Below are 26,643 nucleotides of genomic sequence, written 5' to 3' on the forward strand. Positions count from 1 at the left end.
CTTATTTCGACTCCTTTGCTTGATAAATTTCATTTTGCTCTTTTAAATTATGTGGCATTTCTTCAAACATAACAGAGATTAAATCTGTTACTTTTTGTTTTGGAGTGTCATCAGCTTTCTTAATTGCCACTTTAATATCTTCTTTTGCTTGTTCAATTACTTCTGTTTCTTTTTCCTCAGACCATAGGCCTTTCGCTTCTAAATATTTACGGAAACGAATAAGAGGATCTTTTCTTTCCCATTCATTATCTAGGTCAGATGTACGATATTTTGTAGGATCATCACCTGACATTGTATGTGGACCATAACGGTAGCATAGTGTTTCTATTAATGATGGTCCTTCACCATTGATCGCACGCTCGCGAGCTTCACGCACAGCAACATAAACAGCTAGTGGATCCATACCATCAACTAATTGTCCTGGAATACCAGCAGCAACAGCCTTTTGAGCAATTGTTTTAGCAGCAGTTTGTTTTTCACGTGGTGTTGAAATAGCAAATTGATTATTTTGAACTACGAAGATAGCAGGAGCTTTATATGCACCAGCAAAGTTAATACCTTCATAGAAATCACCTTGTGATGAACCGCCATCACCTGTATATGTAATTGCTACTGCTTTTTTACCACGTTTCTTTAATCCAAGTGCAACCCCAGCAGTTTGAACATATTGGGCTCCAATAATAATTTGTGGTGGTAAAATATTTAAACCTTCTTGGATTTTCATTCCTTCAACATGACCTCTAGACCATAAAAATGCTTGGTGTAATGGTAAACCATGCCAAATGATTTGAGGCACATCACGATATCCTGGAAGAATGTAATCTTCTTGCTCAAGAGCAAAATGTGAAGCGATTTGTGATGCTTCTTGACCTGCTGTCGGTGCAACAAATCCTAATCGTCCTTGACGGTTTAAAGAAATTGAACGTTGATCTAAAATACGTGAATATACCATTCTACGCATTAATTCTTGAAGTTCCTCATCAGAAAGATTAGGAACTGCAGATTCGTTAACGACTTTGCCTTCTTCATTTAAAATCTGGAACATTTCGAATTGCTCTTCTATCTTTTCGAGCGTTTTCTTCGCATCGAATTGTGCCTTCTTAGTTGAAGCCATATTAAGTCACCAATCCTTTCTCACTAAAAAATTTATTTATTTTTTATTACATACAAACTATAGGTTACCCAAAAACAAACCAGTGTACCATGAATTAATCAATGGATTAACCTTGTTTTTATGTAACCATTTTCATATTAATCTGATGACAAAAGAAATACCTATTCTATTCCATCATCAATGAATCTGTATTAATTCATTTACAGATTTAATTAATACAATTTCATATAATTACATTATTAGAGTACATCAAGTTATGAAACCCGTCAATCAATAAGTTTTTCTTTATAATTTACTTTTTTAATATAGTAAATAGTTCTGTATTAGCGCTTTCATTTCAACTGTACTAATCACATTTTTCATCTGTACTACAAAAACTTATACAGATTTGCAATCTAAATTAAAGGTTCTTTTCTCAAACTTTGTTACTATTAGGTTTTGTTTAATTAATGTAAATTAGGTGAAGATCGGCAAGGCTTCTCATACCGTTATAAAAGAACTTCTATCTTCATAATAAAAAAAGCTTATCTCTAATTAGAGATAAACACTTAATCAATATTTATTTTTGCAAGCTTATAAAATTTTTTCTTTTCATTATTAAATTTTTTTGTCTGTTCATTAAATTGTTCATTCATCTTTAATACCTCTGAATAGGCTTTATTTGTAATTTCAATTTGATTTTCTAAATCATCCATACTTACATCTTTTTTCATAAGAAGTTTATATAATTGTATATTCGTTTCAATCCCTTTGTTATATGCTTCATATAATCGGTCATGAAAAGCATATCGTTTTTCCATCAATTGAAACAGATCTTGAGCTTCTTTTTTCAGTTGTTTCGACTCGATTTTCTCAATGGGATCTTCAATTTTTGAAAATTCCTTTTTTGAAGCAATCATCGACTTTTGTTCAAGTTCCATCTTTTCTTTGCGTTCTTTTAAATTATCAAGGGCCAAATTCGCAAGTTTTGCCATTTGCTCCATATCCTTCATCCCTAGATCCATTATTTCTTCAAATATTTTTTTTTCCTTTGATTCTAACTCCGTTAAAGGCTTTTGCTGCTTTTCAAAATCCTTTTCTTTCACTACGGTTTGTTCCATAATATCGTATATTTTTTCTTCCGGGACAACTTTGCATCCTGTTAACAAGCCAAGAATTAGTACAAGCAGAAGTAAAAGTTTATATCGAGCCACGAATGTTCCCCCTTAAACTACAGTATATAAGCTGGATTGTTGTGAAGTAAGGCTTGTCCAAATAATAAAATATATAACTATACCTATTCATTTGGAACTATCATATGACAAATTTTTTCTACTGGCATTATATTTTTTTGTTTAACTTTTTACTATGGATTTGGTATTCTAATCAATATGTAAATTAGTTAGTGCGAAGGGGGATATTATTATGATTACAATGAAGGATATCATCAGAGACGGACATCCAACATTACGGAAAGTAGCAGAAGATGTAAAAATGCCTCCGTCTAAAGAAGATCAAGAAATTCTAAAGAGCTTACATGAATATATATTAAATAGCCAAGATCCTGAAATTGCAAATAAATATGGATTACGTCCTGGCATTGGGTTAGCTGCTCCACAAATTAATGTATCAAAAAAAATGATTGCTGTTCACGTTACAGATGAAAAAGAGCAATTACATAGTTATATGTTATTTAATCCTCGAATTGTGAGTCATTCAGTTGAAAAAGCCTACTTGAGTAGTGGAGAGGGTTGTCTTTCGGTAGATGAGGTTATTCCAGGTTATGTTCATAGATATGCAAGAATTACGGTAAAGGCGAATGATATTGATGGAAAAGAAATTAAGATTCGTCTTAAAGGACTACCTGCCATTGCGTTTCAACATGAAATTGATCATTTACATGGAAAAATGTTCTATGATTATATTGATGAAAAAAATCCATTCACACCGATGGATCAGGCAATTGCCATTGATAGGTAATCATGATTAAGGGTTGACTACACAGGGAACTGACCCTAGGTAGACAACCCTTTATTCTTTAAATTCTAGATTAATTTAAAATGCTTTAAACCATTTGCAATTCCATTATTCATTACATCTGTAGTGACATAATTTGCATGTTGCTTTACTACATCAAGAGCATTGCCCATTGCAATCCCAGTTCCCACAGCTTCTAACATCTCAATATCGTTTAATCCATCTCCAAAAGCGTAAACATCTTCAAGTTTAAACCCAATCTTTTCAATCATCTTTTTGATTCCCTCTGCTTTTGAACCACCTTTTGGAAGTACGTCCATTGAAAATTCATGCCAACGGAGAAAGTAAAACTTCTTAAACTCATCAAGATAAAGAACCTCATCCTTTTCTTCACAAAATAAAAGTGATTGGTAAATTTCTCGACCCTTGTAGAAATCTGGATCAAATGAAGGATGTTTAATTTTTAGACTCTCAATACTGCTTCTAATAAATTGATGATTTTCTATATTAGAGGTCATTTCCTTTTCATTTAAAAACACAAGTGGATGTTTGTGACTTGCAGAATAATTGATGAGATTTTCTAATTCGGTAGGATCCAAAGGATTTTTATAAATGACTTTATTTTCAAAAACTACGTATTGACCATTAAAGCTCACAAAGGAGTCAATTTCTAATTCTTCACGTAGCTCTTTAAACATGAATGGAGCCCGACCCGTAGCTATTGCAACAAACACTCCACTTTCTTTTAACTTCCATATAGCTTCCTTTGTTGATTCAGGGAGTTTTTTATCGTTATCTAACAAAGTACCATCGATATCAAAAAATACAATTTTCTTCATTTTTTAATTCTCCTAACTATCTTTGGTTATATTCATTTAGCACATTGAATTTTAACACAAGCTTCTACTTTATTGAACTAATCCAAAAACGAAGGCTGTTTTCGTATCGTTTGTTGCTTTTGTAAAAGCCCAACTGCCGGCTTTTACACCCAATAAAGAATTTAGCGATTCTTATGGAGTTTGCAGCACTTTTCTGTGAAAATAAAACTCCGCCTTTAAGAATAATTTATTAAGTTTAAACTTGATTAAAATGGTGCAAGCTATAAATAATTTAATTTGGGCAATAGGAAAGCAGAGCTACCGAATTTTTCGGTTTCTCGTTTAACTTTTCTGTTGTTTGTCTATAATGCTAATTTAAGTTGACTCATGGTAGGGTTCCTTATTCTGAAGCATATGATAGACAATAGTTAGCATTCGATGTCCGATGGCAACGAGTGCTTTTTTCTTTCCCCTTCTTGCAGCTAGTGACCAATATTTGATTCCTAATCTTTGATTCCGACTTCTTGAAACAGCCCACGCAGCCTCACACAATGCAGATTTAATATGAGGATTTCCTTTAACCGTTTTAGTGTTTTTTTTCCTTCCAGCACTTTCGTGATTTCCGGGCGACAATCCTGCCCATGATGCAAGATGTTTGGAGGTTGGAAATTGTCCCATATCTACTCCTATTTCCGCAATGATAACAGCTGCCGTGTCTTTCTTAATTCCCGGCATTGTAACCAGAAGCTGTACTTCCTCCTGATAGTTGGATAAAATGACGTCGATTCTTTTCTCGATATCTAATATTAATTCTTCTAAATTAACAATGTGCATCCAAGATTGCTTAATAAGAAATAGCTGGTGATCATTTAATGTTCCAAATAGTGAGTCGGTAATCAATTGCTTTTTATGGGCCATTCTTCCATGTATCTTTTGTTCGACATCTTCTTGATCGATATAACCTTCATTCATCAGTTGTTCCAATAGTTTTCGTCCTGATACTCCAAATATATCTGAAATAACTGTGCTTAATTTGATGTTTGAGGACTCTAGTACCTTTTGGATTCGGTTTTTTTCGGATGTCATGTGTCCAATCCATTTTTTTCTGAGGCGAGTCAAATCTCTCAAATTTCGAAAGTCTTCGGGAGGGACAAAACTTTTCTCTATTAAGCCATGTCTTAATAATTTAGCAATCCATTCAGCATCCGAAACATCTGTTTTCCTTCCAGGGACATTTTTAATCCTTTGAGCATTTGCCAAAGTAATATCAAAGAAATCCTCCAAGATATTGTATACAGGTTTCCAGTAGACGCCTGTACTTTCCATTGCGATGTGGGTTACTTCCTTCTCCTCAAGCCATTTAAGAAGATGAAACAGATCCTTCGTCAAAGTAGGAAATGTTTCGGTCTCCTTAATCAAGTCAGTTTCTGATTCTCCAAGAATGACACAGGCAACTATTGTTTCCGAATGAACATCTAGGCCTGCACATCGTTTGTGCAATGTTTCCATTTCACTCCACCTTCTGAAAATATTCCACAAACAGTGGAATGAATTTGAAATTAAACATTTTTCTGTTCGTAGTCATCTCTCGAAATTGAGAGAGCTAACAATGGGTTGTGCACCAAATTCATTCCAACAGTTTTCTCAACAGGGTAAGACCACCAATAAGAGCTACGTCATATACTCACTGTTTGTGGTATCTACATTATGGGACAGAGAACCCATTTTCATTCTGGGTTGAGAGCGAAAGATCATGAAAGTTTTCTCAGTGAAATGAAAGATGTAGTGGTCTTTTAACCGATAGTTATTCGTTAAAACTTTACTAATAGCAACGATGTTTGAGAAAAGAGCCAAAGCGAAAAAAGAATCCAAAATCGAATATTTCCCATAAAAACCCATGATAATACTTGTCTAAAAACATATAATACATATAAGAATCTTCCTGACCGACTTTACTTTCAGAAAAATAACATTAAAATAGAAGTAGGGAGTGATCTTCCATGTTAAAAAGACTAAGAAAAAAATTAGTCAAACAATGGAAAGATTTATTACGAAAGAAAAAATTAGTAGCATAAATGATAAATTTTTGCCTAAATAAAAAGTCCCTCAAAAATAAGAGGGATTATTCTATATCAATATGCCAATAACGCCCTAATTGTAAGACTTAAGGAGTACAATCAGAAACCATTTTGCAAAAACCTTAAAAATAACGCACAATGAAATGCATGAAAAAGTTGTTAACTTTTTATATAATAGAAAAAGTTACCTTTGAAAACGGAGTAAGGAGAGAGAAAGATGATTTATAAAGTTTATTATCAAGAAAACAAAAATGAAGTACCAGTTCGTGAAAATACGGATGCTATTTATGTCGAGGCAAGCTCAGAAAGAGAAGTTCGCAAATCTTTAAAAAACCGTCAAATAAATATTGAATTTGTACAACTTTTAAAAGGTTCATATCTAGAATATGAAAAGAACCATGCAAATTATGAAATAACGGAGACTAAATAAACAATATGAAATTTGTAAAAAATGATCAAACAGCCGTATTTGCCCTTGGCGGTTTAGGGGAAATCGGAAAAAACACTTATGCGGTCCAATTCCAAGATGAAATTATACTTATAGATGCTGGAATCAAATTTCCTGAAGATGAATTACTAGGAATTGATTATGTTATCCCTGATTACACGTATTTAGTTAAAAATGAGGATAAAATTAAAGGTTTGTTTATCACACATGGTCATGAAGATCATATTGGTGGAATTCCGTACTTATTGAGACAAGTAAATATACCAATCTACGCTGGTAAACTTGCTTTAGGACTTCTAAAAAATAAACTTGAAGAGCATGGACTTTTGAGACAAACAACTTTTCATGAAATTCAAGAGGATGATGTAATTAAATTTAGAAAGACTTCTGTTACTTTCTTTAGAACGACTCACAGTATTCCAGATTCCTACGGGATTGTTGTTAAAACACCTCAAGGGAATATTGTACATACTGGGGATTTTAAGTTTGATTTCACTCCAGTTGGTGAACCTGCCAACCTAACAAAAATGGCTGAAATTGGTAAGGAAGGCGTTCTTTGTCTTTTATCAGATAGCACAAATAGTGAAGTTCCTCATTTCACCATGTCTGAAAGACGTGTCGGTGAAAGCATTCAGGACGTTTTTAGAAAAGTAGACGGCCGCATAATTTTTGCAACTTTTGCTTCGAATATTCACAGATTACAACAAGTTGCGGAAGCTGCAGTAGCAAACGGAAGAAAAATCGCAGTTTTTGGAAGAAGTATGGAGGCAGCCATAAATATCGGACATGACCTTGGTTACATCCAATGCCCAAAAGATACCTTTATTGATGCACAGCAAATTAATCGTTTACCTGCAAATAAAGTCACTATCTTATGTACAGGCAGTCAAGGAGAACCAATGGCAGCCTTATCCCGAATTGCTAATGGAACACATCGTCAAATCCAAATTCAACCTGGGGATACGGTCGTCTTTTCTTCTTCACCAATACCTGGTAATACTATTAGTGTAAATCGAACCATTAATTTACTATACCGTGCTGGTGCAGAAGTCATTCATGGTCCATTAAATGATATTCATACTTCTGGACACGGTGGACAGCAGGAACAAAAATTAATGCTTAGACTAATAAAACCGAAATTTTTTATGCCAATTCACGGTGAATATCGCATGCAGAAAACTCATGCACAACTAGCTATGGACTGTGGTGTTCCTGAAGAGAACTGTTTCATTATGGATAATGGTGAAGTTCTTGCTTTAACAAGTGAGAGTGCACAGGTAGCGGGCAAAATCCCTTCCGGAAATGTCTATATTGATGGAAATGGAATTGGAGATATCGGTAATATTGTTCTCCGCGATCGACGTATATTGTCTGAAGAAGGTTTAGTTGTTGTTGTCGTATCGATTAATATGGGTGAATTTAAAATAGCATCTGGTCCTGACATTATTTCTAGAGGATTTGTTTATATGCGTGAATCAGGAGATTTAATTAGCGAAGCACAAAATCTCATCTCAAAGCACTTAAACAAAGTAATGGAAAGAAAAACTTCTCAATGGACCGAAATTAAAAATGAAATTACCGATACTTTAGCACCTTTCCTTTATGAAAAAACAAAACGACGTCCAATGATCATGCCAATTATTATGGAAGTATAAAAAACGAAAAGGAACCACTCACTCAATATGAACTGAACCCCGAATAGTAGACACTTAAAAAAAAGTGCCCTATTCGGGGTTTTTTCTATGGGAAAAGCCCGTTATACTTAACATAATTAATTTGAACGGGAGTTATCTTATGAGTAAAATCTATTTTAATGAACATCAACGTCAACTATTAGAAGCCAATCCCAATGTTGCTTCAGTATCTGATCGAGCGATTCAATATACACCTGAATTTAAAATTAAAGCAGTAAATGAGAACTTAGCTGGGAAAGGACCTACTCAAATCTTTATAGAAAATGGGTTTGATCTTGAAATGATTGGCCCTAAAAAAGCTAAATCAGCTTTGAAGCGTTGGAGAAATACTTTTAATCAATATGGAGAAAATGGTTTTTTGGAAGAACGTCGAGGAAAAGGAAGTACGGGAAGACCAACAACTAGTGAGTTATCCGCTGATAAGAAGCTAGAAAAAGCAGAGGCTCGTATTCGTTATCTCGAAGCTGAAATTGAATTACTAAAAAAGCTAGAGGAACTCGAAAGGAAGGCGAAGAAACACAAGTAGCTCCACATGAAAAATACGCAGTCATCAATGAAGTAATTCGTAAATATCAACTAATCAATAGTGTCTCTGAGCTATGTACTGTCGCACATGTTAGTCGCAGTGGTTATTATGCATGGCTGCAGAATACTGAAAAACATGCCATTCGTGAGAACAATGATTATGAGGATTATCTCTTTTTAAAGTGCATCTATGATGCATTCAAAGGGAAAGTTGGCTATCGTGGACTTTATATGAAAGTATGTGAATTACTTGAAAACCCAATGAACCCAAAGAAAATACGCCGTCTAATGCGCAAGTATAATTTCTTTGCGAAAGTGCGACGTGCAAACCCATATAAAAATATTGCAAAAGCTACTCAAGAACATAAGACATTACCAAATAGATTAAACCGTGAATTTACACAAGACGAGCCGGAAAAAGTATTTTTAACTGACATTACCTATTTAAAGTATCGAGGAAAAACAGCCTATCTATCCTGTGTTAAGGATGTCGCTACACGTGAAATAGTGGCATATGAATTATCACAAACATTGAAAATGTCGATTGTTTACAATACTCTAGCAAAATTAGAAGAGAAATTAGGGAATAATGTACATCCAGAAGCCATGATACACTCTGATCAAGGTTTCCATTACACGCATCCAGAATTTCAAAAAAGGGTGAAACAGATGAATTTGAAACAATCTATGTCACGTAGAGGGAACTGTATCGATAATGCACCAATGGAATCCTTCTTTGGACATATGAAAGATGAAATGGACTATAAAGAAGTTCATACATTTGAAGAACTAAAACAATTAGTTAATCAATATATGATTTTCTATAATGCATCAAGAAGACAATGGAATTTAAAAAAGATGACTCCGGCAGAATACCGAAGTCATCTAATCGCTGCTTAAATAGCAGGGTTACTTTTATTAAACTGTCCGAAATTTAGGGCGCAGTTCAATAGTAGGAGATGGTTCCTTTTTTAGTTATATATAATAGTTACTGAGAAAGTTTTTTCTCAAATCTGTTGATATCCGAATCCGCACCGATAACAATTAAAATATCATTCTTTTCGATAACATCATATGCTTGTGGAGAAATAATCATTGAATTTCCTCTTTTAATAGCGACAATATTAATTCCATATTTAGCGCGAATATTTAAATCCACAATTGAATTACCAGTAATACGCTCATTTACAGCAATTTCAACTATGCTATATTCATCTGAAAGCTCGATATAATCTAACACATTATTCGAAACAATGTGATGAGCAATCCGTTTTCCCATATCTCTTTCTGGATGGACAACATGGTCGGCACCAATTTTATCTAAAACCTTTGCATGATAATCATTTTGTGCTTTTACAGTTACATTTTTCACACCAATTTCTTTTAACATGAGTGTAGTTAGTATACTTGCTTGAATATCAGCACCAATTGCGACGATAACATGATCAAAGTTTCTTATCCCTAGGTTTTTCAATACGGTTTCATCAGTAGTGTCCGCAATGACAGCATGAGTAGCAATCGATGCAAATTCATTTACCCGATCTTCATCAACATCAATAGCCATAACTTCCATTCCTTGTTCTGCTAATTCTTTACAGATACTACCACCAAATCGTCCTAGTCCAATGACGACAAATTCTTTTTTCACTTTAAATCCCCCACTATTAAAAGAGTTCCTAATCTTCCCCATTCTAGCATACTAATTTCATAAGGAGAAGATGACTGTCAAAAAATCTCGTTTCCTATCAAATATAGTATTAACCTGATGATAAAAGGTACTACATAAATCACTAATATGAAGGTCGATGGATACAAAAAAAGAGAGACGAAGGATGTTAAGATCCCTTCTCTCTACTTCTTGATTAATTGGTGTTGAAATGCATAAATGACCGCTTGAGTGCGATCCTGAACTTCTAGTTTACTTAATATATTACTAACATGAGTTTTTACCGTTTTTAGTGCAATAAATAATTGATCCGCAATTTCTTGGTTTGTCATGCCTTCAGCCATTAATAGTAGAATTTCTAGCTCACGATTTGTTAAATCATCATGTAATGGCCGTTTATTCCCTTGTTTCATTCGCATCATCATTTTCCCAGTAACTTGAGGCTCCAATACTGATTGTCCTTCATATGTAGAGCGAACAGCATCAGCAATATCATTCGCCTTTGATGTTTTTAACATATAACTCGTTGCTCCTGCTTCTAGTGCAGGATACACTTTTTCATCATCAATAAAGCTCGTTACAATAATTATTTTTGCCTCAGGCCACTGCTGGATAATTTCTTTTGTTGCTTGTATTCCATCCATCTCATTCATGACCAGATCCATTAAAATAATATCTGGTCGCAATGATAAGGCTAGTTCAACACCTTTTTGCCCATTTTCTGCTTCGCCAACAACTTCAATATCAGGCTGAATGGATAAAAAAGCAGAAACACCTATACGAACCATTTCGTGATCATCAACAAGTAATACCTTTATCATTATGACCTCATCCTTTATTTAATATAGGAATCTTCACTTCTATACTAGTTCCCTTTGCCGGAAAACTAATCATTTTAATCGTTCCACCTATTTCTGCTGCTCGTTCACGAATATTCTGTAATCCGTAAGAACCCGCTTTTTCTTTTCCCATTTCAAAGCCAATTCCATCATCTATTATTTTAAGAAGAACAAATTGATCTAATTTAAATAAGTGCAATTCTAACATTTTAGCTTTCGCGTGGCGTAGGGTATTCGAAATGGATTCCTGCATAATTCGAAATAAATGATCCTCTACTCCCTTATTTAGAATGACATCATCTATTCTCCATGTTACCTTCAAAGGAAGTTTAGCTGTTAATTCATGCAATAACTCCTCTGCCCCTTCTTTTAGGCTTTTTCCTTCTAATTGTATCGGTCTCAAATGAAGAAGTAGCGCTCTCATTTCTGATTGTGACTCATTAATTACTTCCTCAACTAATTTCATTTGTTTATTTGTTATTACTGGATCTGGATTAGGGTTATCATTGATAGCAGATAATAGCATTGTTGCAGCAAAAAGCTGCTGGCTAACAGAATCATGCAACTCTCTTGCTAAGCGATTTCTTTCCTGGGATAAAATCTCCTGCTTCATTTTTTCATTCCAGTCAGCCCGCTCATTTGCAAGTTTTTGCGATGCTTCAACTTGATCATCCATACGATTTTGAATTCGTTGTATTCTTTCGTATAACATTGAAATTTCATTTAATTTTTCAGGCTGTAATTTTGATAAATTAAATTCACCTTTCTCAAGTTCAATTAAGTGAGCATCTACGTCCTCTAACTTCTTCTTCATAATATAGCCAATAACTAATCCACAAACGATTCCTATAATAATACTAGTTACAATAATAAAAACAACGACAGGGACAAGAAAGATTTGTTGAAAAAATAATGCTTGATACCAGTCCGTTTGAACCGTTTGAATATAAATTGCTGAAATAAATATAGCGATAACAATGGAGAACGTACTAAAGTAAATTATAAAGGATTTTTGGATACTCATACGTGCCTCACCTCTAAATTTCCAAATGGTAATGAGGTGATAATCTTTATTTTTCTCGTTGTCTCATCGTAATTATCTGAGTAGTAAATTGTATTTTGATTAAAAAGATTCTCTTCTAAACCATATATATTTACATTTCCCGTAATCGATGAATGATTAACTGATATCGCTACATCATATGGAGTAAGCAATTGGATATTTCCAATCACTCCTCTAATAACTACAGTGGATTCTCCAATCGGAAGCATGGTCATACTAAGGTCTATGACCGTTGTACCAAGCCCACATTGAATATTTATATCATCCCATTCATAAATATTATTTTCAATTCTTTGATTACCAAAGAATTTATTTTTTATATAGGGTTGTTTTCGATTGATTTTTGATTGATTCGATGATTCTACTGTTTCTACCTTGATTATTTTTGGATGCTTCTTTTTTTTCCGATATCTAAATAAGAGATAAATTAATACACAAAACAATACAATTTTGAAAAACACTGTGGAAATAATTGTAATAACAAAAATTGAAATACCGACAATGATATAAATAGCGCCAGAAGATTTTGTGCTTTTCTTTTTACCAAAATAAATAAGTAATGCAGAAACCCCAAGAAACACTAAGGATTCAGTATTAAAAGAAATTTCAAATAAGATTCCGACAAGGGCAACTAAGATTAACCATGTTATAGGATTTTGTTCAGATCTTTTTCCCATGTTGCCTCCTTTTTGTCACTACTGACGAAATATTTTTAATTAGGTAGTAAGATACTCAAATATGAGGAACCTACTACCTGATTTCATTACTATATGCTTTTCTATATTATCATGAATTTACTAGTCATTAATAGTAGTTTCATCCTTTTTTAAACCTTTTTCAAGCTCTTTTATACGAGAATCAAACATCGACATATCATATCCTGCACCCATTCTAGTTTCTAAGTGATCTAAGTATCTTTCTGTTTCTTCAAATCGAGTATTAGCTTTACTAATAACAGAGTTATCCAGTACTTGATTCATTTTCTTTGTCACCTTAATTACATTTTCTCTACCCATCAGTTCTAATCTTTTAATTTGCATTTCTTTTAATTTCATTTTCATTTCTCGATGCTTTTTCTCTAATATTTCTAATTGTTCTACGGCTTCTCCATGTGCTTCTCGTAAACTAAGTACTTGCACCTTATAAAGTGCCTCCTCATCTATAGCAATTTGGTGGAGGGAGAGTTCATTTGCCTGAAGAGCTATTTCTGCTTGTTGACATCTTTTTTCAGCCATATACTCAGTTTGTTTTAATTCACGAGCAAATTCTTCTTTTAATAAATATTGTCTTTCGATTAACTTTTCTACTTTCTTAACTTCATTTTCACTTTCACGTAAGTATTGATTTAACTTTGAAATTGGATTTTTATATTCTTTTTTATCCATGGTATCATTTAGATCAGCCATCACTGTATGTTTAATTCTTTCAAATAAAGTAGTCATCATCATCGCTCCTCTATCACAATTCATTTTTTATAAATTTATCTATTTAGTGATATTTCTTTTGAATTTCATTCCATTGTTGGTCGAAACTTTCAAATGGATCATATACTTCCTGTTCAACCTTTACCTTTTCTGGTTTCTTCCAATTTTTATACACAACGTATAAAATACATAATGCTGCTATTCCAGCTACTGCTGGCAAGCTTGCAAGTACAGCAAATAGGCTGCATATCCCAACCATCGCCCAAAATAATTTACCGAAGAATGATTCAGTCTTAATAAACTGTTTAAAGGAAAAATATACTAACAGGAGACTAATAGCCATTCCGATTATATGACCTAAGCTTCCTAAAGCAACCATTACAAGAATACCTGCCAGTATAAACAAAAATACATTTTTCAATTTATACGACCTCCTTTCGTTACCATAATCATAAAAGAAATCATAAGTTTCCATAACAAACTCTAGATTTATTTTTGTATACGACCTAAGACGTAGTTTAACTCCCAAAAGGATTCAAGACTACAGCTCTTTTCTCTGTAAAATGAAGGTGTAGCGATTTCCAGTCGATATATTAGTTAAAACTTTGCTTAGATAACACCAAAGTTTAAGAAAAGGGCATAAAAAAAGAAGAAGATATAGTCTTCTTCTTATATAGCCTCTAACATTTTAAATTGTGCTTTTACTAGTCTGTAATACTCTCCTTGATGCTCCATTAATTGATCATGATTTCCTTCTTCAATGATATCTCCATGATCAAGAACAAAGATTTTATCAGCCTCACGAATCGTAGATAGGCGATGGGCAATTATGACTGAAGTTCTTCCCTTTAATAACGTTTTTAACGCACGTTGTATTTGGACTTCTGTTTCAGTATCAATACTAGCAGTCGCTTCATCTAAAATAATGATCCGCGGATTAGCAAGCAACGCCCTAGCAAATGATAATAACTGCCTTTCACCAACAGATAATATATTTCCTCTTTCTTCTACTTGTGTTTCATATCCATTTGGAAGATTTTCAATAAAAGTATGGGCACCGATTGCCTTTGCCGCTGCAACTGCCTCCTCATCTTTCGCATCTGGACGACCAAATTTTATATTTTCCATAATGGTTCCAGAGAAAATAAATGTATCCTGAAGGACAACACTAATTTGACTTCTTAAACTTTTTAAGGAAATATCACGCAAATCATGGCCATCAATTTTCACGGAACCACTTGTTGGATCATAGAAACGACTGATTAAATTGGCAATCGTTGTCTTTCCGGACCCAGTATGCCCGACTAATGCAATAGTTTGCCCAGCTTTCATTTCCAAGCTCACATCTTTTAAAGCTTTTCTTTTATCATCATATGAAAACTCTACATTTTCGAACTGAATATGACCTTTCATATCTCCTAATTCGATTGCCTCATCCTTCTCATGCACAATCGGCTTTTCATCTAGATATTCAAAAATTCTTTCTGAGGAAGCCATTGCCATTAACAATTGATTATACACTTGACCGATACGAGAGATCGGTTCCCAAAACATGCCGAGGTAAAAAGCGTAGGAAACAAATTCACCTAGTTTCAATGATCCTGTTTGAATAAGATGAGCACCATACCAAATAAGAACGGCTGAACCAACAGCATTAGTTAATTCAATAAGAGGGCGGAAAAACGCATTTTTTTTCGTTGCAATTCGCCATGCCTCATAATTCTCTGTATTAACCCCATCAAAAAATTGCATATTTTCTTTTTCCTGTGTAAACGATTGTGTGACACGTATTCCTTGGATGCTTTCATTTAAATGCGAATTCAGTTTTGATTGTTTAATTCTCATAAATTGCCAAGATCTACGAATATTTTGCCTTAATTTTGTTGATATCAAGAACATGATCGGCAAGATAATTAAGACAGCAAGTGTAAGCTGTGGACTAAGAGAAAATAAAATAAAAATTACCCCTACTAACATGATCATATCCATTAGGAGATTGACAACACCATTTGTAAATAAATCCTGCAATGAATTCGTATCATTCATGATACGAACTAGAATAGAACCTGCTGAACGTTGATCAAAGAAACGATGAGACAATCGTTGTACATGTGTGAATAGATTTTTTCTAATATCGTAGATCACTTTTTGCCCAAGCTCATTCATCCAGCGAATTCGTAATATATTCGCTAAATAAGAGATAATATACAAGCCTGCAATTATGACAACAATGAGCATTAAAAACTGCCCATCTTTCCCTTGAATACCTTTCTCAATAGCATAAACTCCGATTAAAGTAGGAATGATGAGACGAATAATCGTGTTTATAAGCATAGCTGTAAAGGATTTAGGTAGAAGATTTTTCGAATATGGTTTTAGATAATTCAATAACCTCAGCATTTGCTTCCAGTTAAATGGCTTATCAATAATTTGCTCAGTCGTATAGCTAAATCGTTCCACTGACCCTTTATTTATTTTATTTGCTTTCGCCAATGTTTTCACCTCAACCTATCTGAGTTTGCAGAATCGCTTGCTGGTCCTTATATTGAATATGATAAATTCTTTCATATGGACCACCATTTGAAAGGAGCTCTTCATGCAATCCCCTTTCAACAATTCTACCGTTTTCTAATACTAAAATTTCATCTGCATGTTTTAATGAAGAAATACGATGGGCAATAATAAATGTCGTTCTTCCCTTCATAACTTCACGCAAACCTTCCTGAATTTTGAATTCTGTATCCATATCAACTGCACTTGTTGCATCATCTAAAATAAGGATACTTGGGTCTAAACATATCGCACGTGCAATGGCAATTCGTTGCTTTTGGCCACCTGATAATCCAAGACCTCGTTCGCCAAGCATTGTATCGTAACCATCTGGTAATTCCATAATAAAATCATGTGCTTGCGCTCTCCTTGCTGCCGAAATAATTTCTTCCATTGTCGCATTAGGTCGCCCATAAGCAATATTGGCTTTAATTGTAGACGAAAATAAAAAGGATTCTTGCAGAACAATCCCTATATTCGAACGTAATGACTTAATGGAATAATCACTTACTGATTTCCCATCAATTTTGACACTTCCTGAAACGGGCTCATAAAATCTTGTCATTAATTGAGTAATTGTTGTTTTACCAGACCCAGTAGCACCAATTAAACCAATGACCTTTCCAGGTTCCGCTTTAAAACTAATGTTTTTAATTGCCGATTTTTCATCCCCAAAATATTTTAGAGTTACATCCTGAAATTCCACTTCACCCTTAAAACGATCTGTATCATATGCATTCTCTTTATCAAAAATTTCATTATCCGCCTCAAGAATTTCAAGTAATCGTTCACCTGATGCTTTTGATTGGGAAAATAGATTGATAGTGAAACCAAGATTAATAATAGGCATTAGAATATAGCCCAATAAACTATAAAAGGCCACGAGTTCTCCTGGCTTCAAGCTACCGTTTATAACTAAATATCCTCCATATGCCAATAAAATGATAATCCCTGAATTACCTATTAACTCCATTAAAGGGAAATATTTAGCCCATATGTAGGAAGTATTGATTTGTTGGTCGCGATAATCATCATTGGAGACATTGAATTTGGATGTTTGAAAATCTTCACGTGATAAAGATTTAACTGTATTTATTCCACTAATATTTTCTTGTACATTTGTATTTAATTTTCCAAATGATTTTCTTATTCCTCTAAAAGCAGGATGGACAACTTTATCAAATTTATAAACGGAAACCGCTAGAAAAGGAAGCATGAGCATAGTCATTAATGTTAATGAAACCGAATAGTAAAACATTACACTAAAACTAATTCCTAATATTAATATAAATCTGAATGCCTCTGAGAATCCAAAGGATAGAAAAAAGCGAAACCCTTCAACATCAGCAGTTAATCTCGACATTAAATCTCCAGTTTTGGCATTATCATAATAACGAAAAGGCAAATATTGAAGTTTTTCATATAATGCATTACGAAGACGGTATACTGATGTAATTCCGAAAAGATCGCCTGTATATTGTTGAATGAATGTAGCCACTCCTTTTATTAGCATGATCAAAACAAATCCAATAGCTAAGTAAGGTATTAGTCCATATTTTCCTTTAAGTATTACTTCATCGATGGTTTGTTGCAATATGACCGGATAAACAATGGTTATTGCCGTAACAACCAATAAAAAGAACATGGATGTTATAAACAAGCGTTTGTAAGGCAAATAAAAACCTTTTAGCTTCTTAAACGTATCCATTTCATTCCCCCCATTTTTTAAAATAATTTGAACGTAATATTAAATATAACGGCTTTCGAAATATTTTTCCATGTTTTTGTTATAATTTTTACAAAATTTTTTTGTTTCATTCTTTTAGGAATAAACATACTAATTATTCTTTTTAAATTTAAATAAATTGTACAGAAGGTGCAGGTGAATTTCTTTCTGCGCTTTCTAATTCTTCACATACATAAATCACTCCAGTTAACTAAAAGATTTCTTAAATTTCACATAAAAATAAACACTAAAAACAAGGGATGCAATTTTCATAAAATACGTTTATCATTTCTAATGAAGGGAATAGAACAAATTGCCTTGTTCAAAAAGAAGCAACCCAAAATGAAAGGATGTAACAAATGGAGCAAATAGAGCAAGTGGATCAAATTACTGATAAAATAACCAACTTCGATTGGACAAACTTCTCCATCGATGCAGGATTATTTATTATTAAGATTATTATTATCTATGTTGTTTATAAGATTATTAGAGCAATTGGCATGAAACTCATACATGGAAGTTTTGAAAGATATCAACGCAAAAACAGTGTTTCAGCAGGCAGATCGAAAACATTACAAAATTTAGTGGATAGTATTTTTTCCTATGTTCTTATATTTTTCTTAGTCATTACCTTATTAAAGCAGATAGGCATAGATACAACGGGAATAATAGCTGGGGCAGGTATTGTAGGACTAGCTGTAGGTTTCGGTGCACAGGGACTTGTTAGTGATATTGTTACTGGTTTCTTTTTATTATTAGAAAGACAAGTGGATGTAGATGATTATGTGACAATTGGTAGCTTTTCAGGAGTAGTTGAGCAGGTCGGTTTACGTACAACACAAATTCGTTCTACGGATGGTACATTAATCTATTTACCTAATCGTCAAATTACAACGTTAAGTAATCATACGAGAGGGAATATGCAAGCACTAGTTGATTTTACTGTCGGGAATCAACTTTCCATTGATCAGGCAATGACGGTTATCCAAAGAGAATGTGACAAAATGGCTGAATGCGAAGAAAATATTGTTGAAGGACCAAATGTGCTCGGTGTTCAATCTATTGGGAGTTCAGAGGTTGTTCTTAGGGTAATCGCTAGAACAAAAAATGGCACACAGGCTGAAATCGAAAGAAAGCTTCGTAAAATCATTAAGGAAGCCATTGACGCTGAGCTTAATAAGGTAGAAAGTGAAAATTAATCAGCACGAAATAATAAATGGGGTTGTCTACCAAGGGATTAGTTCCCTTTTTTAGACAACCCCATTTTATTTCTACATTAAAAATTTCCAATACATGATGGAAAGAAAAGTGGATATCCATGACACAAATCCAAATACTGTAACAATAACATTCTCAGACCAACCATATTTTAAACCGAAATGAAAATGGATAGGTGTCATCCGAAAGATTCTTTTTCTTGTCAGTTTATAATATGTAACCTGTAAGATAACGGATAACTGTTCTGCAAAGTATATAATAAAAAGTAAAGGAATTAAGATCTCCACCTTTTCCAGCACTGCAAGAAAAGCAAGGGACCCTCCTATAGCTAAAGAACCAGTATCTCCCATAAATGCCTTTGCCGGATAAATATTATAAATAAGAAAACCTAAAATACAAGCAATCATAATTAATGAAAAAACTTGCACCTCATGCCGTTCTGAAATGAAAAAGAAGAAAAAATAAGTAGGTATGGCAACAATACCAAGAAGTCCATCCATCCCATCCGTGAAATTTATCGCATTAGCAGACCCAACAATAAAAAACATAATCACAAAAAAATAGAGAGCACTCGGTAAAGGAATTGAGAAATTTTGTGTCAAGTGAATCTCAGGATTGATCTGAAAATATTTGACTAGAATAAATAATAATGTCGCTGTAAATAAAAATTGAAATACTAATTTCGTTTTTCCAGAAACGCCGCCTGGATCCTGACGGGACGCTTTCCAATAGTCATCTAAAAAACCGATAAAACTAAACAGCATAAAGGTAGTCGCTAAAAATATCATAAGTGGATTTTGTTTATATAATAATGCAACAAATATTCCCACTAGAAAGATACTCCCAGTCATTAATGGGGTTCCCTTCTTTAACTGATGGTCTGCTGGTAGCTCCTTCCTTATCGGCTGAGTTAATTGTAATTTTTTTAAAATAATAATTAAAAATGGACACAAAACAGTGACACTAACAAAAGAAATAGCTGCTGGAACGAATGAAATAAGCACTACTTTTCCCCCTTAATCAAACAAACATTAAAATAATATGCAGGTTTTAAAGATATGTGCAGGAAATAAGAAAAAGTGAGGAGAAATCAGTAATATAACTGATTCTCCATTATCTTCTTTTTCCTTTTTTTGCATTTAATAATCGCTGCATTCTATCTTCTTGATCGGAACCTTCTGTTTTTGGATAAGGTTTTTCTTCTTTTTTCTCTTTATGTCTTTTTTCCGTTTGCTTCTCCTCTGTTCGTCTATTTAACACTATTTTCGGCTTACTTTTTTGTTTTTTTGTATTGATTAGTGTTTGAATGGGATTTACTGTAGTTTCTTGTTTATCTTTCACATTACGATTTTTCAACTTTATAAGTGGTTGAAATCCGAATCTTCTTAATGCAATTTCAATAAAGAATACTAGAAAAGCTGTTAACAGCAACCATTCAGCAATTGGACGTCTATGATAAGATTCCCCTATAGTTGGTGAAAAAGCAGCTTGTTCATTTTCTAATTCTTTACCATTCACTACCCCTGCCAAATCTTTCAAAAATGGTTGATTTACTTCCTTTAATAAATACTCTTTTGAATATGGAATGGTAAATCCTGTTTGAAAAGCCTGTTCTGTCTCCTCTCCGGTATGCTGTTTAACCATTAAAAAGTACATACCTGGAGTATCCTCCATCTTTAATTCATATTCGCCTGGGGCAACCATTTTAGTTTGGACGTTCATCTCATTCCCCGATTGAGAAACGACTACTGCCTCTAATGGTAAAATGGCTGCTTCATTGGATTTTAATTGAAGCAATGTCTTGCCATTTTCTTCTGTTACCCTCATATCATAAGGAATATTTTCATAGGATGGAAAAGTCTTTGTGACGAGATGACTCCAAAAGTTTGGCCACTCATTCCAGCGTGCCCAATCACCTGCCCATTTTCCGCTAGTATCTGAGGTATAGGCAATTGTTTTTCCAAGCCCATATTGCCATTCTGCTAAAATCGGATCCTCTTTTTCACTTACAACGGAAACTTGAGCAGTTTGTTTAGGTGTCACTGCAATATAGGCATTCATTTGTGGAACCCCATTCTTAAAATGCTTGAGCCAATCTGGATAAGGCTGAATGACTGGATAAAAAGGATTATCCTCTATATAGGTTCTCGATGCCATAACTGTTTCACGTGATAGTATACTAGGGATTACAGTTGAGTCGGTTACGTTATAAAATCGACCTGAACCATATTCAGCTAAGCTTTCTAATAATCGAATATCCGCATCTTGTCCTAAGGCAACCGTTGAGATCGTAATATTTTCTTTTTTCCCTTCCTCAATAAGTGTTTCATAATCCGCATTAGAGGATTGTCCATCTGTTAATAAAATAATATGCTTCCTCTGTAACTTTAATGGCATTAATTCATCATAAGCCATTTTTAATGATGTATAAATCTCCGTACCACCGCCTTCAGTGACAGAACGAATTTTTTTCATTACCTTTTTCTTATCTCTGATCGGTTCGGTCTCAACTATGACCCATGGTCGATCATCAAAGGCAATAAAGCCAAGTGTATCTTCTTCACGCATTAACTCTACTGATCTTGCAGCCGCTTCTTTTGCTAAAGAAAGTTTTTGCCCACTCATACTGCCTGAACGATCCATGACAATCACTAATCCAAGAGTTGGCATTTTTTTCTTCCCTTTAATATCCATCGTTACAGGAAGAAGTTTTTCTATAGGTGTTTTAAAATAGCCCCCCAGACCAAAACTATTCTCTCCTCCTGTCATCACGAAGCCCACGCCAAATTCCTTTACTGCTTTTTCAATAATTTTCATTTGCTTTTCACCAATGGAGGTTGCATCTACATTATCAAAAATTATTGATTGATAAGGTAAGTAACCAGATAATGTGGTTGGTAATTGTTTCGCGGTGAGTAAATCTACCTGAATATTTGAAGACCTCAAGATATTCGATAATTGTTCATTACCTTCACCTTGTACAATTAGAGCCTTTGGTATTCCTTTGACATTCGACACAGCAAATAGTTCATTATTTTCTAAATATGCTTCATCATCAGCAATAATCTCTGCCTTATATACAAACATTCCAGTCTCGTCTACCTCATGTGAAAAAGTAAATTCATTTTCACCTTTATTGACTTCTACCTGTTTTTTCATTATTTCACGATTATTTAAAGAGATTCGAACAGTAGCTGCCTTATTTGTTGTACTATTAGCAATTAGTTTTAACTGGGCTTTTTCCCCTTGGTATAAAGATGCAGGAGCTTTGAATTCTGTCAATGCAACATCACTACCTGATTCACCAGATACATCCACATAATCAAGTTCAATATTTTGATGTTTTAAAAGTTTTGCTGCCTCTATAGCTTTTCCATTCGTTTCATTCCCATCTGAAAACAAGATGATTCTTCCTTTTTGATGATTAGGAATTAAGGCTGAGGCGAGCTGTATTCCTTGCTCAATATTTGTATTATCCCCGCCAACTTGTGTTGAAAATTCTTGTATTGGATCCCCCATTTTTGTTAAAGATTGCTCAACAGCTGCATGATTACCAGTCGATACAATGGCATAGGAATCCATCTTATTCTTACTTTGAACACTTTTATTAATCCATGTTAGAATTTGCTCTTCCGAACCCTTCATACTTGCTGAACGATCTACGAGAAAAATGACATTTTCTCCTTTTATCGGCAATAGCATTTCAGGTAAGGTTAAAGCAAAAATTAAAAGGGAAAAGATGAATGCACGCAATAAAACAATCCATTTCTTTTCTAACGAATTGATTCTATTTGATTTACGGTAAAACAAAATTAAGACAAATATAACGGGAATCATTAATAGAAACAGGATGGGATATTTAACGTCTATGTGCACGACTATAAACCTCCCATTCAATCAATAAAATAATAAAGGCAGCCACTGTTAACCAAAACCAAAGGAATGAATACTTCGTTGCCTTTGTAGATTGACTTACTTGATCCTTCGGCTGATTCATAACAAATGATGGTTCGACCTGCACCGACTGTTCTTCTTCATCCAAAACAACTGAAATATACATGGATTGGTCACCGGCAATAATTTGATAAAGACCCGGTTTTTTCGGGGCTACAAAGCTTTCTTTGTCCAATTGATAAGAGCTTAAAAACTTCCCAGATTCATCAAATACTTTCCAGTCAGAGTTTCCACTTGTAGACATCCATTTCTTTTCACCCGGTAGGAAAAAACCTTTGAAATGTTGTTGTTCAGATAGCCATTGAAAGGATTGATATAAAAAGATTGGAAACCCCGGCTTTAGTGGCCAATCGGAATCTTCAATTGCAAAATCAATACTGACCACACGGTTTCCCATATATTCACCTTTTTCTAACAATGGTAAATCACCACTTCTAGCAAGCGTTTCTAGATAAGGATGGTTTGTCTTTGTTCCCTTTTGAATATAGGTTTGATCAAACTCAACATATTGCAGTAATGGATCATCTATCACAGAGATAGAACGTTTAAGAGCAATTTCCTTCCCTTTTTGTGGATTGAATATAATTAAAGGTGAACGTGGCCATGTTTCTGACGATCTTCCCTCCATTAAAATAATTCCATCCGAACTTTCTTCATTCCAATCCTTTTCCGATATCTGCGTAACAGGGATTCCAATCGTCTGAAAACCTTTAATAACAAACGGATTCACTTCTCCGACCGCATATAGCTTTGAGAGTGATTTTGAATAGACAGCCGTTCTTGTATTATCAATCGGATATATATCATTTGCTACAATTTTAGCTGTATAATAATCTTTTACAACAAGGTCCGGAACCTCAATAATCTTTTGACCATTTGCTGGAATGATTAACTTTTTTGAAAAAAGTGTATCATCGTTATTCTGAATAAAAAATTCTACCTTCTGTTCTCGATTGCTTTGATTTTTAATGACCCCAGCACCAATGATTTTTTCCTTCTTCTTTGTCACTCCAAAGGATAGTAGGGATAGATTATCACCATTTTTTCCGACATTATGAACATGAAGGGGAATCTTATTCTTCATTTTCGGTACAGTATCTTTTGTTACAGCATCAGAAAAAATATGTATAGACGTATGATCTTTTCCTGTCAGCGAATCAGCTAATAGCACCGCCTTATTCATATTACTAGTTTGATAAGATAGCGATAGCTCTTTAATTTTTGATTGGATCAAGTTAAAATTTGTTTCATTTTTCAATTCAATTTTCGCTTCATTTCCAATAGTAATTAAAGTAACATCTTGTCCATTAAGTTGATTGACTAAATTACTTATTTCCTTTTTTGCTAATTGAAATCTCGTTTCTACCCCGTTTCTTGCCGACATAGATGCTGACGTATCGATAATAAAGATGAAATGCTCACCCTCTATCCCTTTTTTCAACCAAAAAGGATTAATAAGGGCAAACATTAAAAGTGTAAGAATCGCCAATTGCAGCCATAATAATAAGTTTTTTTGCAGTTTTTCAATCCATGGGGATGCTTGCCACTCATTCATTACCTGATCCCAAAATAAATTGGATGGGATTATTTTTTTCTCGTATTGTTTTCGAAATAAATAAAAAATAATGACTCCCGCTATAAATATAGTTAATAGAAAATAGATTGGATTCGTTACACCCATTACATATCACCTCATCTAATCCAACCATGGGAAATGCAATCTCGCAGAAGGATTTCATCCACTGTTTTTTCGTCATTTACTAGTAGGTAGCGAAAGCCATATTTATCACATATTTTTTTTAAGTTTTTAAGATGTTCATGTAGACGCTGCTCATATTGGCTTATTATTTTGGGACGCATACTTATATTCAATTCACTAGATGTCTCACTATCAATCAATTTCACATCACCCTGGTAATCCGGCTCTAGTTCTAGCTTATTTAGCATTTGAATAAACCAAACATCGCCATTGAGAAAAGCTAATTTCTTTAGCACTGCCTCATATTTCTCTAATGCTTCTAATCCATCTGTAATAATAATCGTCAGCTGTTTATCTTTCAGCAGTTGTGTATGCAATGATTCTGTAAATGTTAGAGAAGTCGATTCATTTGAAAGATTGATAATGTCAAATAAAGTTGCCTTCGCCTGAACAGCACCTTTCCGTTGAATGACTCGTGGATTACCATTGGCAACAGGAGTGAATGATACTTGATCTTCGTTTGATAATGCGATATAGCTAAGTGTAGCAGCTAGCTGTTTCGCTCGTTCCCATTTGCTAGGGATGATGCTAACCGACTTTGTACAGTCTAAATAGATGGCAGTTTTCACTTCCTGTTCATCCAAGTACCTTTTAATATAGTGCTTTTGAGTGCGACCATAAATATTCCAATCAATTTGTCTCAAATCATCACCTGGTTGGTAAGCACGAAAATCCGAAAATTCTAATGATGAACCAAATTTATGAGATCGTCTTAATCCTTTATGTGCACCACGTTTTCTCGTTTGAACCACTAATGTCGTTTTTCGCAGCCTTCCTAATAGTTCGTTTGAAACGCCGTTCATTTGGATACAACTCCAGCTCTCTGGGCAGCTTCGATACATTCATGTATCAATGCATCTGACTGAACTCCTGCGGCCTCTCCTTCAAAATTAAGCAATAAGCGATGTCTAAGAACAGGATTGGCGACTTGCTTAATATCACCTATTGAGACATGGAAACGTCCCGCGAACAAAGCACGTGCTTTCGCCATTTGAATAAGGCTTTGCAATCCACGAGGACCACTCCCTAATTGAACATACTGATTCACCTTATCCGGCGCATTCTCTGAAAGTGGATGAGTTGCCGTAACGAGATTCACTGCAAAATTAAGAATTTCATCTGAAACAAGAATTTCTTTTACAAGCTTTTGGATAGTTAGAACATCAGAACGCAACATCACCTTATTTAGTGGAGGATTTTCCGTACCTGTTGTTCTTAAAATAATTTCTTTTAACTCTTCCTTTGATGGATATTCGACATTAATTTTACTAATAAATCGATCCATTTGGGCCTCTGGTAGAGGATAGGTTCCTTCCATATCAATTGGATTTTGAGTGGCTAACACAAAGAATGGAGCTTCCAATGTTTTTGTATCTCCAAGTATCGTGATGGTTTTTTCTGCCATCGACTCAAGCAAAGCACTCTGCGTTTTGGGCGTAGCCCGATTAATCTCATCCGCTAAAACGATATGAGAAAATAGCGGTCCACGATGAAAGACAAATTGCTGTTTCCCTACTTCATCTGGTTCAATGATCATTGTTCCCGTAATATCGGAGGGCATGAGATCAGGTGTAAATTGAATCCGCGAAAAGGAAAGATCGATAACCTCTGAAATGGTACGAATCAGCATCGTCTTACCAAGACCGGGAAGGCCCTCTAATAATGCGTGACCACCAGCAAATATAGTCCACAGCACTTGGTCAATTACTTCTGATTGACCAACTATGAATGATTGAATTTCTTCTTTCGTTTGCCTGAGCAACTCAGTAGCTTCCTGAAAAATTTCTTCTTTTGTTCTCTCTTGCATCCTT

The 26,643-nt window shown here is 34.3% G+C and carries 22 protein-coding genes; 5 read left to right on the forward strand and 17 right to left on the reverse strand.

Annotated elements, in window-relative coordinates:
• Position 1 precedes the first annotated feature (1 nt).
• Together pdhA and MHI39_RS16890 are read right to left on the reverse strand one after the other, a co-directional pair.
• Positions 2-1,114 (reverse strand): pyruvate dehydrogenase (acetyl-transferring) E1 component subunit alpha, encoded by a 1,113-nt coding sequence (gene pdhA / locus MHI39_RS16885; protein WP_071976589.1) that lies wholly within the window; start codon positions 1,112-1,114, stop codon positions 2-4.
• A 548-nt stretch (positions 1,115-1,662) separates the two neighbouring features.
• Positions 1,663-2,307 carry a YkyA family protein gene (locus MHI39_RS16890; RefSeq protein WP_180213133.1) on the reverse strand — a complete coding sequence of 215 codons (645 nt, stop codon included), beginning with the start codon at positions 2,305-2,307 and terminating at the stop codon, positions 1,663-1,665.
• A gap of 211 nt (positions 2,308-2,518) precedes the next feature.
• On the opposite strand from MHI39_RS16890, the gene def reads away from it, so the two are divergent.
• Positions 2,519-3,073: a peptide deformylase gene (gene def, locus MHI39_RS16895; protein WP_058002494.1), complete on the forward strand. Its 555-nt coding sequence runs from the start codon at positions 2,519-2,521 to the stop codon at positions 3,071-3,073.
• A 65-nt stretch (positions 3,074-3,138) separates the two neighbouring features.
• Here def and MHI39_RS16900 read toward each other — a convergent pair whose 3' ends face one another.
• A complete protein-coding gene (locus MHI39_RS16900; RefSeq protein ID WP_058002493.1) occupies positions 3,139-3,909 on the reverse strand; it encodes a Cof-type HAD-IIB family hydrolase in 771 nt (256 codons plus the stop codon).
• 354 nt (positions 3,910-4,263) lie between these two features.
• The gene (locus MHI39_RS16905) at positions 4,264-5,397 is read right to left on the reverse strand and encodes an IS110 family transposase (RefSeq protein ID WP_259544790.1); all 1,134 of its coding nucleotides are present in this window, start codon (positions 5,395-5,397) and stop codon (positions 4,264-4,266) included.
• A 786-nt stretch (positions 5,398-6,183) separates the two neighbouring features.
• Here MHI39_RS16905 and MHI39_RS16910 point away from each other — a divergent pair.
• From MHI39_RS16910 to MHI39_RS16920, 3 genes are all read left to right on the forward strand, one after another.
• On the forward strand, positions 6,184-6,396 hold the full coding sequence (locus MHI39_RS16910) for a DNA-directed RNA polymerase subunit epsilon (RefSeq protein ID WP_058002492.1): 213 nt from the start codon (positions 6,184-6,186) through the stop codon (positions 6,394-6,396).
• A gap of 5 nt (positions 6,397-6,401) precedes the next feature.
• A complete protein-coding gene (gene rnjA, locus MHI39_RS16915; RefSeq protein ID WP_058002491.1) occupies positions 6,402-8,069 on the forward strand; it encodes a ribonuclease J1 in 1,668 nt (555 codons plus the stop codon).
• Positions 8,070-8,208: 139 nt separating this feature from the next.
• Positions 8,209-9,533, forward strand: a protein-coding gene (locus MHI39_RS16920; RefSeq protein WP_259548449.1) for an IS3 family transposase whose coding sequence is annotated in 2 segments (ribosomal slippage) — positions 8,209-8,587 and positions 8,587-9,533 — 1,326 coding nt in all. Because the reading frame shifts where the segments join, the coding sequence is not laid out codon by codon here.
• 88 nt (positions 9,534-9,621) lie between these two features.
• Here the strand turns inward: MHI39_RS16920 and MHI39_RS16925 are convergent.
• From MHI39_RS16925 to MHI39_RS16960, 8 genes are all read right to left on the reverse strand, one after another.
• Complete coding sequence (locus MHI39_RS16925) at positions 9,622-10,281, reverse strand: TrkA family potassium uptake protein (RefSeq protein ID WP_058002490.1); 660 nt, start codon at positions 10,279-10,281, stop codon at positions 9,622-9,624.
• Positions 10,282-10,484: 203 nt separating this feature from the next.
• Positions 10,485-11,120 carry a response regulator transcription factor gene (locus MHI39_RS16930; protein ID WP_058002489.1) on the reverse strand — a complete coding sequence of 212 codons (636 nt, stop codon included), beginning with the start codon at positions 11,118-11,120 and terminating at the stop codon, positions 10,485-10,487.
• Positions 11,121-11,127: 7 nt separating this feature from the next.
• Positions 11,128-12,162, reverse strand: coding sequence for a sensor histidine kinase (locus MHI39_RS16935; protein WP_058002488.1), 1,035 nt, complete (start codon positions 12,160-12,162; stop codon positions 11,128-11,130).
• Positions 12,159-12,878 carry a cell wall-active antibiotics response protein LiaF gene (gene liaF, locus MHI39_RS16940; RefSeq protein ID WP_058002487.1) on the reverse strand — a complete coding sequence of 240 codons (720 nt, stop codon included), beginning with the start codon at positions 12,876-12,878 and terminating at the stop codon, positions 12,159-12,161. The genes MHI39_RS16935 and liaF overlap by 4 nt, the downstream gene beginning before the upstream one ends.
• A 120-nt stretch (positions 12,879-12,998) precedes the next feature.
• Positions 12,999-13,643: a PspA/IM30 family protein gene (locus MHI39_RS16945; RefSeq protein WP_058002486.1), complete on the reverse strand. Its 645-nt coding sequence runs from the start codon at positions 13,641-13,643 to the stop codon at positions 12,999-13,001.
• Between the two features lie 46 nt (positions 13,644-13,689).
• Entirely contained in the window at positions 13,690-14,046 is a 357-nt protein-coding gene (locus MHI39_RS16950) for a hypothetical protein (protein WP_058002485.1), read from the reverse strand.
• A 248-nt stretch (positions 14,047-14,294) separates the two neighbouring features.
• Positions 14,295-16,118 carry an ABC transporter ATP-binding protein gene (locus MHI39_RS16955; RefSeq protein ID WP_058002484.1) on the reverse strand — a complete coding sequence of 608 codons (1,824 nt, stop codon included), beginning with the start codon at positions 16,116-16,118 and terminating at the stop codon, positions 14,295-14,297.
• Positions 16,119-16,128: 10 nt separating this feature from the next.
• The gene (locus MHI39_RS16960; RefSeq protein WP_342539817.1) at positions 16,129-17,883 is read right to left on the reverse strand and encodes an ABC transporter ATP-binding protein; all 1,755 of its coding nucleotides are present in this window, start codon (positions 17,881-17,883) and stop codon (positions 16,129-16,131) included.
• A gap of 377 nt (positions 17,884-18,260) precedes the next feature.
• Here MHI39_RS16960 and MHI39_RS16965 point away from each other — a divergent pair, with 377 nt between their 5' ends.
• The gene (locus tag MHI39_RS16965) at positions 18,261-19,100 is read left to right on the forward strand and encodes a mechanosensitive ion channel family protein (RefSeq protein WP_342539818.1); all 840 of its coding nucleotides are present in this window, start codon (positions 18,261-18,263) and stop codon (positions 19,098-19,100) included.
• Positions 19,101-19,172: 72 nt separating this feature from the next.
• Here MHI39_RS16965 and mraY read toward each other — a convergent pair whose 3' ends face one another.
• The 5 genes from mraY to MHI39_RS16990 form a co-directional block, all read right to left on the reverse strand.
• Entirely contained in the window at positions 19,173-20,123 is a 951-nt protein-coding gene (gene mraY, locus MHI39_RS16970; RefSeq protein ID WP_139254918.1) for a phospho-N-acetylmuramoyl-pentapeptide-transferase, read from the reverse strand.
• A 109-nt stretch (positions 20,124-20,232) separates the two neighbouring features.
• Positions 20,233-22,995, reverse strand: coding sequence for a VWA domain-containing protein (locus tag MHI39_RS16975; RefSeq protein WP_071976586.1), 2,763 nt, complete (start codon positions 22,993-22,995; stop codon positions 20,233-20,235).
• Positions 22,979-24,754, reverse strand: coding sequence for a BatA and WFA domain-containing protein (locus tag MHI39_RS16980; RefSeq protein WP_058002480.1), 1,776 nt, complete (start codon positions 24,752-24,754; stop codon positions 22,979-22,981). Before MHI39_RS16980 ends, MHI39_RS16975 begins: the two co-directional genes overlap by 17 nt.
• An 11-nt stretch (positions 24,755-24,765) precedes the next feature.
• Positions 24,766-25,635 (reverse strand): DUF58 domain-containing protein, encoded by an 870-nt coding sequence (locus tag MHI39_RS16985; RefSeq protein WP_058002479.1) that lies wholly within the window; start codon positions 25,633-25,635, stop codon positions 24,766-24,768.
• Positions 25,632-26,639: a MoxR family ATPase gene (locus MHI39_RS16990; protein WP_058002478.1), complete on the reverse strand. Its 1,008-nt coding sequence runs from the start codon at positions 26,637-26,639 to the stop codon at positions 25,632-25,634. Before MHI39_RS16990 ends, MHI39_RS16985 begins: the two co-directional genes overlap by 4 nt.
• Positions 26,640-26,643 lie beyond the last annotated feature (4 nt).

The sequence above is a fragment of the Heyndrickxia sp. FSL K6-6286 genome, assembly GCF_038630395.1.
Lineage (GTDB): Bacteria > Bacillota > Bacilli > Bacillales > Bacillaceae_C > Heyndrickxia > Heyndrickxia oleronia.

What these genes read in the sequence shown, in the direction of transcription:
- pdhA (WP_071976589.1), bottom strand. Translation starts at nt 1,114, where the DNA reads ATGGCTTCAACTAAGAAGGCACAATTCGATGCGAAGAAAACGCTCGAA.
- def (WP_058002494.1), top strand. Translation starts at nt 2,519, where the DNA reads ATGATTACAATGAAGGATATCATCAGAGACGGACATCCAACATTACGG.
- MHI39_RS16900 (WP_058002493.1), bottom strand. Translation starts at nt 3,909, where the DNA reads ATGAAGAAAATTGTATTTTTTGATATCGATGGTACTTTGTTAGATAAC.
- MHI39_RS16905 (WP_259544790.1), bottom strand. Translation starts at nt 5,397, where the DNA reads ATGGAAACATTGCACAAACGATGTGCAGGCCTAGATGTTCATTCGGAA.
- MHI39_RS16910 (WP_058002492.1), top strand. Translation starts at nt 6,184, where the DNA reads ATGATTTATAAAGTTTATTATCAAGAAAACAAAAATGAAGTACCAGTT.
- rnjA (WP_058002491.1), top strand. Translation starts at nt 6,402, where the DNA reads ATGAAATTTGTAAAAAATGATCAAACAGCCGTATTTGCCCTTGGCGGT.
- MHI39_RS16930 (WP_058002489.1), bottom strand. Translation starts at nt 11,120, where the DNA reads ATGATAAAGGTATTACTTGTTGATGATCACGAAATGGTTCGTATAGGT.
- MHI39_RS16935 (WP_058002488.1), bottom strand. Translation starts at nt 12,162, where the DNA reads ATGAGTATCCAAAAATCCTTTATAATTTACTTTAGTACGTTCTCCATT.
- liaF (WP_058002487.1), bottom strand. Translation starts at nt 12,878, where the DNA reads ATGGGAAAAAGATCTGAACAAAATCCTATAACATGGTTAATCTTAGTT.
- MHI39_RS16945 (WP_058002486.1), bottom strand. Translation starts at nt 13,643, where the DNA reads ATGACTACTTTATTTGAAAGAATTAAACATACAGTGATGGCTGATCTA.
- MHI39_RS16960 (WP_342539817.1), bottom strand. Translation starts at nt 17,883, where the DNA reads ATGGATACGTTTAAGAAGCTAAAAGGTTTTTATTTGCCTTACAAACGC.
- MHI39_RS16965 (WP_342539818.1), top strand. Translation starts at nt 18,261, where the DNA reads ATGGAGCAAATAGAGCAAGTGGATCAAATTACTGATAAAATAACCAAC.
- MHI39_RS16980 (WP_058002480.1), bottom strand. Translation starts at nt 24,754, where the DNA reads ATGGGTGTAACGAATCCAATCTATTTTCTATTAACTATATTTATAGCG.
- MHI39_RS16985 (WP_058002479.1), bottom strand. Translation starts at nt 25,635, where the DNA reads ATGAACGGCGTTTCAAACGAACTATTAGGAAGGCTGCGAAAAACGACA.
- MHI39_RS16990 (WP_058002478.1), bottom strand. Translation starts at nt 26,639, where the DNA reads ATGCAAGAGAGAACAAAAGAAGAAATTTTTCAGGAAGCTACTGAGTTG.